Origin of the sequence: uncultured Lutibacter sp., from assembly GCF_947495725.1 — a bacterium.
GTDB lineage: Bacteria > Bacteroidota > Bacteroidia > Flavobacteriales > Flavobacteriaceae > Lutibacter.
Genome location: NZ_CANLZZ010000008.1, coordinates 133,061 through 149,907, shown reverse-complemented (window position 1 = coordinate 149,907; position 16,847 = coordinate 133,061). Strand labels below are relative to the sequence as shown.

The 16,847-nt window shown below is 27.4% G+C and carries 16 protein-coding genes; 12 read left to right on the top strand and 4 right to left on the bottom strand.

The features are described from left to right. The first annotated feature begins 157 nt into the window (after positions 1–157). The 8 genes from Q0776_RS16935 to Q0776_RS16900 all read left to right on the top strand — a co-directional run bounded on the left by Q0776_RS16935 (position 158) and on the right by Q0776_RS16900 (position 9,427). On the top strand, positions 158–1,027 hold the full coding sequence (locus Q0776_RS16935; protein ID WP_298370930.1) for a carboxypeptidase-like regulatory domain-containing protein: 870 nt from the start codon (positions 158–160) through the stop codon (positions 1,025–1,027). 164 nt (positions 1,028–1,191) lie between these two features. Continuing rightward, complete coding sequence (locus Q0776_RS16930; RefSeq protein WP_298370928.1) at positions 1,192–2,409, top strand: hypothetical protein; 1,218 nt, start codon at positions 1,192–1,194, stop codon at positions 2,407–2,409. Positions 2,410–2,570: 161 nt separating this feature from the next. Then, positions 2,571–3,338 carry a DUF6090 family protein gene (locus tag Q0776_RS16925; RefSeq protein WP_298370926.1) on the top strand — a complete coding sequence of 256 codons (768 nt, stop codon included), beginning with the start codon at positions 2,571–2,573 and terminating at the stop codon, positions 3,336–3,338. Positions 3,339–3,642: 304 nt separating this feature from the next. Then, on the top strand, positions 3,643–3,858 hold the full coding sequence (locus Q0776_RS16920; RefSeq protein WP_298370924.1) for a helix-turn-helix transcriptional regulator: 216 nt from the start codon (positions 3,643–3,645) through the stop codon (positions 3,856–3,858). After that, a complete protein-coding gene (locus tag Q0776_RS16915; protein ID WP_298370921.1) occupies positions 3,859–5,064 on the top strand; it encodes a DNA cytosine methyltransferase in 1,206 nt (401 codons plus the stop codon). It begins immediately after the preceding gene. Continuing rightward, positions 5,064–7,343, top strand: a complete 2,280-nt coding sequence (locus Q0776_RS16910) for an ATP-binding protein (protein ID WP_298370918.1) — start codon at positions 5,064–5,066, stop codon at positions 7,341–7,343. Before Q0776_RS16915 ends, Q0776_RS16910 begins: the two co-directional genes overlap by 1 nt. Beyond that, positions 7,340–8,224: a response regulator gene (locus Q0776_RS16905; protein WP_298370915.1), complete on the top strand. Its 885-nt coding sequence runs from the start codon at positions 7,340–7,342 to the stop codon at positions 8,222–8,224. Before Q0776_RS16910 ends, Q0776_RS16905 begins: the two co-directional genes overlap by 4 nt. A gap of 321 nt (positions 8,225–8,545) precedes the next feature. Then, positions 8,546–9,427, top strand: a complete 882-nt coding sequence (locus Q0776_RS16900; RefSeq protein ID WP_298370912.1) for a DUF4238 domain-containing protein — start codon at positions 8,546–8,548, stop codon at positions 9,425–9,427. A 211-nt stretch (positions 9,428–9,638) separates the two neighbouring features. Here Q0776_RS16900 and Q0776_RS16895 read toward each other — a convergent pair whose 3' ends face one another. After that, on the bottom strand, positions 9,639–10,115 hold the full coding sequence (locus tag Q0776_RS16895; protein ID WP_298370909.1) for a hypothetical protein: 477 nt from the start codon (positions 10,113–10,115) through the stop codon (positions 9,639–9,641). Positions 10,116–10,219: 104 nt separating this feature from the next. Continuing rightward, entirely contained in the window at positions 10,220–10,696 is a 477-nt protein-coding gene (locus tag Q0776_RS16890) for an Hsp20/alpha crystallin family protein (RefSeq protein WP_298370906.1), read from the bottom strand. A 405-nt stretch (positions 10,697–11,101) separates the two neighbouring features. On the opposite strand from Q0776_RS16890, the gene Q0776_RS16885 reads away from it, so the two are divergent. Further along, positions 11,102–11,689: an isoprenylcysteine carboxylmethyltransferase family protein gene (locus Q0776_RS16885; RefSeq protein WP_298370903.1), complete on the top strand. Its 588-nt coding sequence runs from the start codon at positions 11,102–11,104 to the stop codon at positions 11,687–11,689. A gap of 52 nt (positions 11,690–11,741) precedes the next feature. After that, positions 11,742–11,879 carry a hypothetical protein gene (locus Q0776_RS16880; RefSeq protein ID WP_298370901.1) on the top strand — a complete coding sequence of 46 codons (138 nt, stop codon included), beginning with the start codon at positions 11,742–11,744 and terminating at the stop codon, positions 11,877–11,879. A 70-nt stretch (positions 11,880–11,949) separates the two neighbouring features. Here the strand turns inward: Q0776_RS16880 and Q0776_RS16875 are convergent, their stop codons facing one another. Next, on the bottom strand, positions 11,950–14,280 hold the full coding sequence (locus tag Q0776_RS16875; RefSeq protein ID WP_298370899.1) for a tetratricopeptide repeat-containing sensor histidine kinase: 2,331 nt from the start codon (positions 14,278–14,280) through the stop codon (positions 11,950–11,952). A gap of 424 nt (positions 14,281–14,704) precedes the next feature. On the opposite strand from Q0776_RS16875, the gene Q0776_RS16870 reads away from it, so the two are divergent. Then, positions 14,705–15,508, top strand: coding sequence for a helix-turn-helix domain-containing protein (locus Q0776_RS16870; protein ID WP_298370897.1), 804 nt, complete (start codon positions 14,705–14,707; stop codon positions 15,506–15,508). Between the two features lie 83 nt (positions 15,509–15,591). After that, a complete protein-coding gene (locus tag Q0776_RS16865) occupies positions 15,592–16,137 on the top strand; it encodes a cupin domain-containing protein (protein WP_298370892.1) in 546 nt (181 codons plus the stop codon). A 78-nt stretch (positions 16,138–16,215) separates the two neighbouring features. Here the strand turns inward: Q0776_RS16865 and Q0776_RS16860 are convergent, their stop codons facing one another. Beyond that, the gene (locus Q0776_RS16860) at positions 16,216–16,770 is read right to left on the bottom strand and encodes a porin family protein (protein ID WP_298370889.1); all 555 of its coding nucleotides are present in this window, start codon (positions 16,768–16,770) and stop codon (positions 16,216–16,218) included. Positions 16,771–16,847 lie beyond the last annotated feature (77 nt).

Here is a 16,847-nt window from a genome sequence, read left to right as displayed (position 1 = left end):
CTAACCATAGCCGAGACGTTGTAAGCAATTTAAGAACAGCCTCAAAATCGACAAATTCATTGTCTGAATCTTAAGATTTTCCCAATTATTAAATTCTTAACTAAAAATTATTTCTGATTTTTTAACATTGCTAACTAAACAAAAATCAGCGACCTTTATGAAAATTTTCTTCTCTATAATATCAGTTTTTATAAGTGTAATTGTTCACTCTCAAGAAAAAACAATAACTGGAAAAGTTTGGAATTTCGAGAATAGTGAACCTCTCGCCTATGTTAATATTGGAATTAAAAACAAAACTGTCGGAACCGTTTCTAATAACAATGGTTTATTCAAGCTTTTATTAAATGACAAAGTATCTTCAAAAGACACTGTTGTTTTTTCATACATTGGCTTTAAAACTGAAAAATATTTGGTATCAGAACTAAATAAAATAAAAAAACCGATTTTACTTCAACCCAAAAATATGGAATTAGATGAAGTAGTTGTGAATTCAAAAAAAATAAAACTAAAATCAAAAAAAATTGGAAGGACATCAAAAGGACTCGGTTTGTTTCACTCGAATTTTTACTCATATTATGAAAAAGATGTTGACGACCGATTGAGTAAAGAAAGAGGAATGAAATTTAAAATGAGACGAAATTGCCATATCAAAGATTTGAATTTTAATATAACTTCAAATGACTTCAAATCTTTAAAATTTAGGGTAAACTTTTATAGAATTAAAGACGGACTTCCTACAGATTTGATAGTTCAACAGAACATCGTGTTCGAAATAAAAGACAACTTTCTGGGTTGGTTTACAATTGATTTAGAACCTTATGAAATTTTTCTTAATAAAGAAATCGAAGATGTTGCAGTAACAATTCAATGGCTTGAAAGTGTAAAAGCAAATGAAAAGAGTAAATATTTTGCGATTTCAACTGCAAGTTCACCAACTCATACAGCATATTTCAGAGAAAAAGCAATGGATAGTTGGGATAAAGGAGGACAAAATTTGAGTTTTTATTTGAACGCAATGTGTGAATAAAAACTGCTTACAACACCGTGTATAATTAATTGCTTTGGTCGTTGCCTATTTGGAAAATTCCTTCGGAATTTTCTCGCGTTCGTTTTTGTTTACTAAATTAGTTGCTTAAACACGCAACTAACCATACACAATCACGTTAGCCACAATAATTTGAAACGACAAATTTGAAATCATTAATAATTAATATTATACTTAAAGTTTTTGTTTTACCATTACAGAAACTCAAGATAAAACTTGAATTTAGAAGATTTAAGAAAGCACTCAAAGTTGAAACATACATATATCGGTGTTTAAATGTTAGGATTAGAAATTTGCTCGATACAAAAATCTATGGATATGATAATAATCAAGATGAATTGGTTTTTTTCGTATTATCTAAATTACTTGAGTACAATTTTGATAATAAAGATGAGATAACATATGAAAAAAGGAAAAAGGAAATTAAAAATTCAATTGAGATTATTCTAAATGACGAACTCTCATTAGAACTAATTGACGCATTCGCTAAAGTTAGAGATTCAATATATACAGAATATGGAGGAAAAAAGATACTTCAGAATAGGAAATTTCCAATTAATCCAATAGTTTCAAATGTTAACCTCGATAAATTAAATGAGTTCACGAAAGTTATAAGAAAAAAAACTAAATCTGAATTTATCAATCTTTATGATAGATCTACTTATAAAATAGATTTTTCACTTTCAGAAATTGGAAATATTCTTGCAATGATTACACCTATTATTTTTATTGGGGCATACTATTATAGTAAGATATATTTTCGTCACTTTGGCTTTAATATTCACAATTTTTTTACTTTATCTGATTATATTTCTGTATCCATCGAAAAAATTGAAGCAGCATTATTAGCTGGTTTTTTTGCTATTATTGGTATTACTATATCCTTAATCGATTATTCAAAGAATCTTTCATACTTATCATCAACTAAAGCCAAAAAAAAACAAAAAAACTCGTATATATTCATTTTTATAGTCTTAATAATTTCTGTTATATTTCAGTTTTATATTAATGGAAAATTGAAATATGAAGCCCTTCATTATTTATTAATTCCTATTTTCTTTTTTATTGCTGATTATCTATCAGTTAAATATTTCAAAAACTCTTTAAAAGCATTGTTTATTTTAACATTTATATCACAATTTTACTTAAATATTGGAATTTCTATTTATAAAGATATTCATCTAATTGAGAATAATTGGTCAATAGATTCACCGAAAATTAAGCTAACACCGAGCTTCGAAAATAAAAGTTATGAGAAATTAAAAATTATTGGATTTTCAAATGACTATGTATTTTTAAGAGATTCAATTAAATCAGAGTCAATTATTATTAATAAAGAAAATATCTTTTATGTAAAAAATTAACTGTGGCTAACACCTCATAAAATTTATGCTCACATTTAAACTAAATAACGAACCGACAAACATTCAACAAACGATTTGCTACAACCGAAAAATCTCCGATTTTCCAGTCGCACAAATCTTATAAAAACCCGTTGTGCTTCATTATCAGAAACCAATAACCAATGATAAATCTTTTTAGAAAAATTCGCCAAAAAATGCTGACTGAAAATAAATTCAGTAAATATTTACTTTATGCTGTCGGTGAAATTATACTTGTTGTGATTGGAATATTAATCGCTTTACAGATTAATAATAACAATAATTACAACGAACAAAGAAGTTTAGAGCGGGAATATTTATTATCTCTACAATCAGAATTTGAAACGAATCTAAATAAAATAAATACCTCTATTCAAGAAAATGAGCTGCGTATACAATCACTTGAATATCTATTGACTTTATTTGACAAAAAGGTGCTTAATACAGTCAATAGTCAAATAATTTCTCAAAAGTTCGCCCCTATTTTCGGTAGTGAAATTAGCTATATACCGGCAACAGGAGTTTTAAATGACATCATTAGTTCAGGTAAGCTCAATATCATTTTGAATAAAAGCTTAAGGCAAAACTTGGCCTCTTTTGATAGTTCATTGAATTTTTTAAACAAACAGATAAATGGAGCAGAATTCACAGACGAAAAATTGCGTACTATTCTTTATGAAAAGGGAAGTATACGGAAAATAGTGATGGATATAGGATTTATGGATTTTGAGCACGAGTCGATATCCGAAAAACTAGATAACAAGCTGATGTTCGAATCATCTGAATTTGAAAATTACCTATTGGGTTATCAATTGTTAGCTAATGCCACAAATGGACCGCGGCTATTTGGTCGCATAAAGACGGAAATAGAAACCATACTAAAAGAAATTGAGCAAGAACTGGAGAAATAACGAAAGCACAACAACGTGTATAATTAATTGCTTTGGTCGTTGCCTACTTGGAAAATTCCTTCGGAATTTTCTCGCGTTCGTTTTTGTTTACTAAATTAGTTGCTTAAACACGCAACTAACCATACACAAAACCGTTACCTGCAAGCTGAAAAGCCAACGCGCAGTCAAGCACATTTCATTTTTTTCGTGCCTCAAAAATAAAAAGAGCTTGCCTATTCCCACCACTCTTTCATATGGAAAATATCTTCTGAAATGTAAACATTATTAGCAATAAGTTAATATATTTGCGTAAAACACAAATTAATTGGCTAAAGTGGAAATAAATAGAATCAAAGTTGCACTAGCAGAAACCAGGAGAAAAAACAAATGGTTAGCAGAAAAATTAGAGAAAGATGAATCTACAATATCACAATGGTGTACTAATGCTAGACAACCTTCTTTAGAAAATTTATTAAATATTGCTAACGCGTTAGATATTGACATAAGAGAATTATTATATTCAACTAAAGAAAGTGCATAAATGAGTAATTCTAAAAAATATATAGACTTGTTTTCTGGTTGTGGAGGACTTTCTCTCGGTTTACATAACGCAGGATGGAAAGGTGCTTTTGCAATTGAAAAAAGTGAAGATGCATTTAAAACTCTTGAGCATAATCTAATCAAAAAGAAAAAGCACTTTGATTGGCCAAATTGGTTAGAGCAAAAACACCACGATATAAATGAAATTTTAGAAAATAATTCTAAAAACCTAATTGAGTTACGCGGAAAAATAGATTTGGTTGCAGGTGGTCCACCTTGTCAGGGTTTTTCAATGGCTGGTAGAAGAATAGAAAATGACTCTAGAAATGACTTAATTAATTCCTATATAAAATTTATAGACTATGTAAAACCAAAATTAATATTTTTTGAAAATGTAAAAGGTTTTACTCTTGGTTTTAAAAATAATGACAAAAAAGGCAAAGCATACTCTACATATGTAGTTGAACAACTACAGAATTTGGGATATTCTGTTAAAGGTCAATTAATCGATTTTTCTAAATATGGAATCCCTCAAAAACGAACAAGATTTATTTTAGTTGGTATTCAAAATGATTTTATCAAAGAAAATCCATCTATAAATAAGGAAAGCTTTTTTAATGGAATTCAAGAAAATAAAGAATCTTTTTTAGTAAGTAAAAATCTTACTCTCAATCCAACATTAGAAAATGCAATTTCTGACTTGTTACAATCTAATGGTGTCATCGCATCTGAAACACCAAAATTTAATGAAGGAATTTATGGAGAAGCTTTATCAAATTATCAAAAATTTGTCCGAAAATATAAAAGAAAGAATGGTAAAGTTGACAGTCATAGATTTGCAAAACATACAGATGTAGTAAAAGCTAGGTTTAAAATTGCATTGGATGAAAATCTAACAAGTTCAGCATATAGAGAAAGGTTTCAACTTAAAAAAAGTAGTACAAAAATCCTTGAAGCTAACAAACCAACACCTACGATTACGACATTACCTGATGACTATATTCATTATTGCGAACCTAGAATTATGACTGTTCGTGAATATGCGAGAATACAATCTTTTCCAGACACATATGAGTTCAAAGGAAAATACACTACTGGAGGAAAACGAAGAACTCAAGAAGTTCCAAGATATTCACAAATTGGAAATGCAATTCCGCCATTGTTTGGAGAACAAGCAGGTTTAATTTTAAAACAGCTTATATCCTAATGCAGAAAACACCACTACAATTTAAAATTAGTTCTGCATTAAAGAACATCATAGGAAGTGATTTAATAAGTGATGATTTCATTGCTGTTTTTGAGCTCGTAAAAAATTCTTATGATGCTCACGCTACAAAAGTTGAAATCACCTTTGAAGATATTTATTCAGATAACGCCAAAATTCTAATAAAAGATAATGGCAAAGGAATGAATTATGATGATTTAATTAATAAATGGCTTTTCGTCGCTTATTCTGCAAAAAAAGAAGGAACAGAAGAGGATAGTTATGATTATCGTGACAAAATCAAAATCAAAAGAGCATATGCTGGAGCAAAAGGGATTGGTCGATTTTCTTGTGATAGACTTGGTGGTGAATTATACCTTGAGACAATAAAAGATGAGTTAAATGCTAAAGTTGAAACTTTATTAACAGAATGGGATAAGTTTGAGGGGAACTTAAAAGAAGAGTTTGTAAATATTAGTGTTATTCACGAAACTATCGTAAAAAGTAATTACAATATTGAGCACGGTACAGTTTTGGAAATAACGAATTTAAAAAGTGATTGGAATAAAGAAAAGTTTTTAGATTTAAAAGATGCGCTAGCCAAACTTATTAACCCTAATACTCAAATTGAGGGTGACGAGTTTAAGATAGAATTGATTGTTCCTGATGAAATTGAAAATGATAAAAGCGAGAATGAATACCAAAATACTGTAAATGGTGAAATTCAAAACTTAATTTTCGAAACTTTAGAAATTAAGACCACAAAAATTATAAGTACAATTGAAAATGGTGAAATAGTAACTAGTCTAACTGAAGGAGGAAAATTAGTTTATAAAATAACTGAATCAAATTCATACAAATTTTTAGATAACGTAGACGTTCATATTTATCACTTGAATCAATCTGCAAAATCAACTTTTACTAGAAGAATGGGAACACAACCTATTCAATATGGACACGTATTTGTTTACAAAAATGGATTACGTATTTATCCTTATGGAGAAAGAGGTGAAGACCCATTCAAAATGGATAACCGAAAAACTCAAGGATACAGCAGATATTTAGGAACTAGAGATGTATTAGGCTATATTTCAATTGCCGAACCAAATGAGCTTCTAAAAGAAACATCAAGTAGAGGTGATGGATTAATTAAAACGAAAGCCTATTTTGAACTTGTAGATTGGTTTTATTCATCAATTAAAAAACTAGAGAAATATATCATTGATATAACTGATTGGGGAAATGAACTATCAAATGAAGATTATATCAAATTAGATAATCAAAGTCAACAAGAAGCAATAGAAAAATTAGTTGTTAACCTTACTAAATCTAAAGAATTAATTTCTTTTGAGGTTTCCCCTGAAATTTTTAAAATAGTAGACAAGAAACAAGAAAAATCAACTAAAAACACTTTAACTAAAATTAAAAAACAGTTAGAAAGTGATGATTATGATAAAGATGCTATTGTAGATAGTATTTCTAAAATTGAAAAAAACCTTGATGATTTAAAAAAGTCAACTGACGAAGCTTCAGATGAAGCTTTGGATAATTTAATCAAAAATGAAGAACTAGAAACTAATCTAGAAACTGAAAAGAAAAAAGGAGCATTTCAAGGGTCATTAATTGGAACAGATAAAGAGAGAATAGTTGGTCTTCAACATCAAATTTATCATTCATCTAGTCGAGTATCAAGAAACTTAAAACTTTTAATTAAACATCTTGGTGTAGAAAATATTGATTCTAAAACACAGAAGTACATCAAAATAATTTCATTAGAAGCTTCCAAGATAAATTCAATTGCAAACTTTGTAACTAAAGCAAATTTCAATCTTAAAGCTTCTGAAGTTACAATGGATTTAGTAGACTTCATTAAGGACTACATTAATGAACTATATTTATTAGAGGATAAAGTCATTGACACTAAAATGAGTCTGACTATTACAGGTTTAGAAAACAAAGAGTTTGTCAAAGAATTTAGACCTCTTGAAATCACTACCATTATTGATAGTATTATTTCTAATGCAGAAAAAGCTGAAGCAAATACTTTAAAAATAAATTTTGAGGAGCAAAAGAAAAACCTAATTATTTCTTTTAAAGATGATGGAAAAGGAATACCAGAAAAGAATCTAACTAAAATATTCGACCTTGGTTTTACTACAACGAATGGTTCGGGCATTGGATTATTCCAAATAAATGACCTAGTCAAAAACAGCCTGAAAGGTGAAGTTAGTGTAGAGTCAAAAATAAAAGAAGGAACAACCATTAAAATAACGATTAAATGAAACTAGATTACAAAATACTATGGTTGGATGACCAAATTAAAGATTTTATTGAGGATGAAATCATAGAAGAAGTTTCGGAATATTTATCGCAACAAGGTTTTAGGCCTGAAATTATTACAGCTTCAAAATCAGAAGATTTTTTTAAAAAATTAGACAATTCATTTGACCTTATTCTTACAGATTATCATCTTAACGACATAAATGGTGATGAAGTGATTAAGAAAATCCGTAGTCAAGATTATTCTGTAATGACTGAAATCCTTTTTTACACAGCAAAAGCGGATTTAAAAGATACCGATAAGATTAGTAGAGTTAGTTTTCTTGAAACAAATACACTTCTTGGTGACCACAGAGAGGAAGTTTTGAGAGCTACTATAAACCTTATAGAATTGACAATAAAGAAATTTCAAAACATCGTTGCTATGCGTGGAATGATTATGCACGAGACAAGCAGTTTAGATGTTGAAATGGAAAATATTCTGCAAAAAATATTAGCAAGTTCTAAATCACCAGATGATATTATAGCTGTAATTAAAAAGAAGTACAAAAAATCTAATGACGAATTCAATAAAAACATTGACAAAGTTGAAGATATTGACTCAATTTTAAGAACAATTGGTGCCTCTCATAGATGGAGAGCAATAGTTAGAAACTTAAGTGACGGAGAAATAAAATCTGTTATGACTGACTATGAAAAAGAAATCATTTTGATTAGGAACAAGTTTGCTCACGCAGAATTAATTGATGATGGTGAACGTCAATATTTCAGAGACAGAAAAAATGGTTTAGATTTTAATGAAGATTTCTGTCAACAAGTGAGAGAAGATTTATTAAAACATAAGGAAAATATAGACCTACTGAATTCTGAATTGGAAAAATAGCCAACGCAAGTTCAAGCACATTTAAAGTTTGCTCGTGCCTCACAAATTTAAAAGAGCTTTCACGCCAACGCTAACAAGTTTGCGGAAAGAAAACCAGCCAGGTAACAACGTGTATAAAACATAGCTATTATAGGCTTTTCGAGAGGTTTTTGCTTTTTTATAAAGTACGCCAAATTTTTAATTTGGTTATATTTAGAAAAAGAAATTAAACATAAAAATTAAAAATTCGGCTCGTGCAAAATCCGAAAAGTTAGTGTTTATTTATACGCTACGTTTCATACACAAGACCGTTGGCTGTAATTAACTGAAAAAATTGCTAAATTGAAAAATTCAGAACGACATCATTACATTCCAGAGTTTTTTATAAAAGGATTTATAGGAGACGATGGAAAATTATCAGTATTTGATAAAACTAAAGGAGAAATAAGTAAACTTCGAAAAAGCCCAAAACAAGTTTTTTTTGATTGGAATAGAAATACATTTGAAGTAAATGGTATAGAAACCGATTTTGTTGAAAATTTATATCAATTTGGAGAAAATATGTTTGCTCCAACCTTCAAGAAATTAACTGAAAAATTTGAGCCTATCTTAATTGAACCTTATGATTTATTACACCTTTTTTTATTTATTGCAACAACTCATTGGAGAGTTCCAAGCCAAGATAATACCAAAACAGATTATTCAAAATTTTTAGGAAATGAAAACTCTTTTTTTTCACTAAAAAACAAAGAAAAAGGAAAAAATGTTTCTAAAGAAATATATGAAAGGATTTTAAATGAACCAGCATTCAAAGAAAGCACCAAAATTATGAGAGCTGTTCAGAATTTTATAGAATCAGATACGAAAAAGAATGTTGATAATTGGAAATTGTATTATACTGAAAAAGGAATGAATCAATTTAATTTATTATCTGACAACCCATTAATTTTATGGAATGAGAATTGTAAAAACATATTAAATTCGGAATCAATTTTCCCTCTATCAAAAGGAAAAATAATTTATCATACCAACGGAAAGAAATTATTAGAATTACAACCAACGCATAGAATTTCAGTCGATATTTTAGCATTTATTAATGCTGACAAAATGGTTTGCGGATCAAATAAAGAATATTTATTAGCTATTTCAAAACTAGCTCAACAATATGATACTGATAGAAAAATTGAATTATTAAAATATGAAGTTTTTAAAATATTTAAATAAAACTACAGCCAACAACTGGTATATTTTATTGTTTGGTTCTAGCCTACTTACGAAAATCCTAAAGGGATGTACTTTCCTGAAATAGGTTGACTAAAAATTAGACAATCTAAACAACGAAAGTATGAACACAGAAAAACAAGTTCTAAATAGCATTTTAATTGATTTATAATCAAATGAGGAAATATTAAAAAAACCTGAAGACGAAAACTAATTAGTTTTCGTCTTCAGGTTTTAAAAATTCTGACTGATATTTTTCTAAAAATTTCTTTTGTCTTTCTATTATCTCTTGGGTCATTTTGTCAATATCTATATAATCCTTTCCAAAATCACTTCCAAAAAAGTCGTTTGTAAAAAAACGGTTGCTAAAAAGTGAATCTTGAGCAAAAATATCTTCAAAACCCTGATTTTCAAATCTTGAAAAATTTGAAAAAAATCTTGATTTAAAAGACTTAATCAAACTATCATTATCTAGTGATGATAAATTGTTAAACTTACTATCTGAGGACCAAGAATATATACTATCATATCTTATAAGGTTTCCATTTTCATCAAACTCTTTATCTACTTTCCAAGTTCCTTTTGGCTGTTCTGTAATATTTTCTTTTTCTTCTTTTTTTGTTTTAGTCTCTTGTCCACTACAACTAACACATAATAATACTGTTGTTAATAATAAAATATACTTTTTCATTGTTTTAAATTTTAAAATTAGACATATTTTAATAGCAATTTATAGTTTATGATGAGGCCATCAAATCAGCCTCATCAAAACATTTAATCATAAAACAATAATCGTTATGAAATTTTAATTGTTCTTACAGGCTTTTGCTTAGCCTCTTCTTTTTTAGGTAAATAAATACTTAATATACCTTCGTTATAGCTTGCCTTTATTTTATCTTCATCCACAGTTTCAGGTAAACTAAAAGTTCTTTTAAACGAGGAATATCCAAATTCTCGACGCGTATAATTTTCGGCTTTCTGCTCACTTTCATCTTTCGTCTCTGTTGAGATTGATAATACATCATTATCAAGATTAATTTGGAAATCTGATTTTTTTAGACCAGGAACTGCCATATCTACCAAATAGGCATCAGCAGTTTCCTTTATGTTTACTTTTGGTAAAGTAATTCCAGTATTAAAGTTTGATGTAAATACTGATGGTAGGTTTATATCAAATATTTCATCTAACCAATTAGACAATGAATGGAAGTTTTGATTTGAATTGCTGTTTGCTAAACTTCCGTTTTTAGGAACACTAACTAAATTGCTCATAATTACAAAATTTTAAATTAAACATTATTTCAAAATTGAAATCTTAACTGATTTCGACTTCAATAAAACAAAAAAAATACCAAATTGAATAAAACATATTTTCCAATAATTTTTTTCCATTAATAGTTTATTTCGCTGTCAATTTTTCAGATTCACAACTAAACTTTAATTCTAACAAATGTCAAACTGACATTTACTTATTTTAACATATACACTGAATTTTTTCAAACAAGTGAATAAATATAAATAACCTAAACAAAGGCCTCTACAAATACTACATCATTCAACTAAAAAATATTATCCTTAATTAAATAAAATGTTTGTAAAACAAAAATGTAATATATTTAAGCTTTCATAAATTGTATTTTATACAAAAAAAAATTTAGAATTAGAATTGAACTAAAAATGATAGAAAAAATTTACTTAGGATTAATACTTGTTTTTTTTATTATTGCTTTTGCTATTAGAAATATTAAAACATTTTTATCTACAAAACAATCGATAACAGGAAAATCTATTAAATTAACAATATCCATTTTCATTTCAACATTTATCTATTTATTAATTCTATTACGATTGATTATACTTGAGCCTAAATGGGTTTTAGAAATAGAGTTGTTAAAATATTCTCTGCTAAAAACTATTGGTTTCGTATTTATTTTCGTTGGATTTGTTACAGGTATTCTAGCTTTGGTGGCAATGAAAAACTCTTGGAGAGTTGGAATTAAATATGATCAAAAAACAAATTTGGTTACAAAAGGAATTTACAAAATTAGTCGAAATCCATATTTTTTATCCTATGATATTCTAATTTTTGGCTACATTCTTATTTTTCCTTCAATTATTTTAATTGTTTTATATTTAATTCTTGTAGTCGTTTTTCATAAAATGATTTTAGAAGAAGAAGAGTATTTACAAAAAATTCACAATACAAAATATATTGATTATAAAAAAAGAGTAAACAGGTATTTAACAACCTTTATAAATAACTAAAACAAATACTATTTACAAATAATTATCTGACTATCCAATATTTACAAAAATTATGTACATTTTCTATTCTGCTTTTATTGGCAGTAATTCACGAAATGCTGGCACTAATTATATGAATGAATTGTATAATATGTTAGCTAAAAATGCTGAAAAACTTCAGAAAGAAATTAAAAAAACAACTAAAGCATAAACATTAATTAACAAAATATATCATAATTACTCCCTAATAAAAGTCAACTTCAAAACTAAACATTGTACACTTACAAAGATATTGGAATTATAAATGAAAACTTACTTCCTTTATCAACCTCACTTTCTACCCAAATTTTCCCATTATGCTTTTCTATAAACTCTTCGCATAAAATTAAACCTAATCCAGTTCCTGTTTCTTCTTCAGTGCCTTTAGTTGTAACATTTTCTGTTATTTTAAACAACTTCGATTGTAATTCTTGTGAAATACCAACTCCATTATCTTTTACTGAAAATTGGGCAAATTTCTGATTATTTTCATCAGTAATGGTTTGAGACTTTACAGAAATAACACCTCCTTTAGGTGTAAATTTAATTGCGTTCGAAACTAAATTTCTTATTACCGTATCTATCATATTTTTGTCGGCTTTTATCAATAAATCCTTTTCCTCATTTAAAATTAGCTTTATATTTTTATTACGAGCAGGTTCTTCTAGTAATGAAATTGTTTCATTTATTAATGTTGATAAATTAATAATTTCTGTAGAGAATTTTAGTTTACCTGTTTGAGATCGAGCCCACGTAAGTAAATTTTCTAATAACCTATAGGTTTTTATTGAACTACCATGTATGCATTTTATAAAAGTTTCTCTTTCTTTTTCATCTATCACTGAATGATTTTTTAATAAAAGATTTGAAAAACCAAGCAATGCATTAAACGGACTTTTTAAATCGTGTGCAATTATAGAAAGAAATTTATCTTTTGTTTTATTTGCCTTTTCAAGCTCAAACACAACATTTTCAATTTCTTCCTTTTGTAATGTCAACGCTTTATTTGTTTCTTCAATTTGCATTTTTTGATTTCTAAGAATAATATTGGCTTTACGTTTTTGTAAAGAACTTCTTAGAATTACTAAAGCTAAACTCGACATTAAAATAAATCCTAGAATAAATGTGATATTTAATATTTTTTGACCTTTTGATTTTTCTGTAATTATAGCGTTCTTCTTTTGTTGTTCTAACTCAATAGCCTGTTTTTCCTTTTCGAATTTGTACTTATATTCAAGACCTGTAATTTCTTTTATATTTTTTTCATTGAAAACACTATCATTTAATTCTTTATATCGAATATAATTTTCTAGAGCTTTTTTATAGTTTTTTGTGGCAGTGTAAATTTCAGAAATTTGCAAATAAATACGTTTTTGTTCATTTAAATGTTTTAGTTCATTGGCAATTTCAAAACTTTTTTGAGTAAAGTCTAATGCTTTCTTAAAATTAGAGGTTCCTAAATAATAAGCCCCAAGGTTGGCGTTTGAATCTAAAATAAGTAACTTATCATTAATTTCGTTACTTATTTTCAAAGCTTTTTGGTAGTAATCAAATGCAAGTGCATAATTATTTTCGTGAAAATATATTCTACCAATATTATTTAATGTTCTAGCTATTCCATTTTTATCTCCAATTTCTTCTTTAATTTTTAATGATTTTTGAAAATTAGATAAGGCCAATGTAAAATTAGATTGTAATCTGTAAACTTCCCCTTGATTATTTAAACCCCTTGCTTCTCCTTGTTTATAATCAATTTTTTTACTGATCTTGTACGATTTTTCATAATAGGGTAAAGCCGCTGAGTAATTGGCTTGGTCGTGATATATTATACCTATATTGTTCAAGCAATTTGCTATATGTTGTTTAGAATCCAGTTCTTCATTAATTTTTAATGATTCTTGGTAATTTTCAAGTGACAAAGAATAATTACCTTGCATATAATAAATTATCCCAATATTATTTAAACAATTGGCTTTTCCTTGCTTATTGTTAATATCTTCATTTATTTTAATCGCTTTTTGGTAATACTCTATTGACAATTCATAGTTACCCAGATATTCATTAATTATTCCAATATATTTTAAACAAACTGCCATTTTTTGTTTGTTGCCAATTTCTTCACTTATTTTTAATGCTTTTTGGTAATTTTTAATTGATAAAATATAATTTCCTTGTTTTTCATTTATTCTACCAAAATATATTAAACAGTCTATTTTTCTATCTTTATTTTCAAGAGCTTCAAACGTATCTAAACTTTTTATAAAATAATCAAGACTTTTTTTATAATCAGCTTTATTATAAAAACCTAAACCCAACAAATATAAGCTCTCTGCTGTACCTTTTTTATAACTTAGCTTGTTAGCAAGTGTAAATGCTTCTTCCGAAAAATTTAGGCTTTTTGTTGTATTAATTTCAATTGTTGCTTCCGCAAAATCATTTAAAAAGTTAACCCTAATAGTATCAATTTCTGTATGTTGCTGTAATATACTTTCAAGACTGTCAATTTTTGATGTTTGGGAAAAAATGTTAAAAAAATTAAAAAGGATAAATACGAGCAGTGTGGGGTTTTTCATAAAGATATTATTGTTTAATAATACAAATCTTTGATCTAATTGCAATTTAATACTAAATTATCTATTATTAATTGATTAAAATCATTTTACTCAAGTATTTTTTAAACTTTAACAAACTATATTTTAAAAGCAATATGTAGTTAAAACCGTATTAAAAAGTTGGAACGTTAAAACAATACGGTCCATTGGGAAAAAAGAATTTTTATAACATTATAAAATTACCTACAATGTGGTTTTATATTATTCGAAATAATTAATGTCTATTGAAGATAAGACAGATTGCAAAAAAACACACTTTATTAAATTAATTTAAAAGTGGTAACTTTTTACTAAAAATCTATGTGAATTTTATATTTGGTTTTTATTTTCTAAATTAGGTATTTAAACAGGATTCTTAACCTTATTTAAATTAATAAAGTATTGAATGAAACTCGATTCTATAAACATATCACAAATTATTAAAGAAACTACTTTAAAACATCAAAGCAATGATTTTGCAGTTTGTTGGATAAAAAATGAAGTGGAAGGTATTGAAATAGGTGGTGTTTTATATAAAAACGTATCGAATTCTATTCTCTTTCTAGATCCCAAATATAATTGGAAGATAATTAAAAATAATAGTACCTCTTCTTCTGGTTATATTTTGTACCTAGCTAGTGAAGTTTTAAATAATCCTATTTTAAGTAATCTTCATATTAACAAAGTAAGATTTTTCAATTCATGCGAAATTCCACTTTTTAAATTAAGCCCAGGTATTGAGAAAAGAACACAAGCAATTTTGGAAATGATTGATGAACTTTTAGGGTCGCATCTTAATCATAAAGATGATGCCATATTGTCTTTATTAAATACCTTTTTTATATACTGCGACGGACAGTGTAATATTAAATCAATAGCTTCAAATAATAACTCTAAAACTAATATAGTTTATAAATTTAAAAAACTAGTAGACAAACAAGTATTAAAAAATCATGAAGTGACTTACTTTGCTAAGCTTCTTAATGTATCTCCAAAATACTTAAATGAATGTGTACAAGAAGTGCTTAATGTAAGTGCCAAAAGTATTATAATTGAACAATTGCTAATGAGAGCGCGGTATGCATTAAAATTCTCTAACAAATCGGTAAAAGAGATAAGTTTTGATTTAGGGTTTTCGTCTCCAGATTATTTTAGTTATTTTTTTAAATCTCATACTGGAATTACACCTTCAACTCTAAGAAAGAATTAGTTTTTCCTAAATTCTAAGAATATACCGTGATTTTCACATTGTTGTAATACTTTTTCCAATGTATTTTGCAATAAAACTTTATCATGGACAGAAAAAAATTTATAAAAACGTCGAGTATTGGTCTAGGAATTGCTCTAATTCCAGGAATTATTCAAACTCAAAATTCAATCAATCACAAATTTCATACTAGTAAAATTCAACCAAAAATAATTAAAGATTCTGAAGGTAATATTTTAAATGTTATAGGTGATATACAAACTCATAAATTGGTTGGTAGTGACACTGGAAATCAAATTGTTGAATGGGTAGACAATGTTGAACCTGGAGTTGGTATTCCACCACATATTCACACCAAAGAAGATGAAATATTTAGAGTTATTAAAGGACAAATTGAAATTATGGTTGATGGAAAAACAACAATTTTAAATGAAGGCGATGTAGCTTTTGCACCAAAAGAAATACCGCACTCATGGAAAGTTGTTGGAACAGAAAAAGCCAAGATGATTACCTCTGCTTTTCCTGCAGGAATAGAACATATGTTTAAAGAATTGGCGGAACTTCCAGCCAGTCCCCCAAATTTTGAAAAAGTAGCTGAAATTTGTGCTAAACATGGTATTAAATTTATCTAAATTACCAATACATAACAATCTAATCATAAAAAAACCGAAACTGATTTGTTTCGGTTTTGAACATTAAAATAAATATGTCTAAAAAAAGTTGTAACCAATAGAAACTTGTACTACATTAATTTTATTCTTATCAGTAAAACCATCTATATCGTTTATATCAGATAATCCCAAATTATAACGTACTCCAAAGTTAATTCCGTTTTCGAGTTTATATCCCACTCCTAAATTCACCCCAAAATCAACTGCATTATACGATTCTTTTACGTTTAAATTTTCTTGTTTTGCAGAGAGCAAAAATCCTATCTGCGGACCAGCTTCAATACTTAATCCTTTTGTAAAATAATATTTCCCCATTAATGGAATATCGAAATAATTTAATGAAACCACATCATCTCCAATACTAAACCCTTTACCTGAATACAATAATTCAGGTTGAAAAGAAAACTTCTCAGAAATTGGTATTTCTGAAACAACACCTATATTAAAAGCTGTTACAGGTTCCAAATCACTTGAATTGTCTCCTCTAACAGAGGAAAAATTAACACCTAATTTAGCTCCAAATTCAACTTCTTGTGCATTTACATTTAATAAGCCTAAAACCGTTATTACAATTGTTAGTACAATTTTTTTCATAATATATAATTTGAATTATTCTAAACAAATGAACAGCTTTTATTTGAACATAAAATTATATTTAAAACAACTTTAAC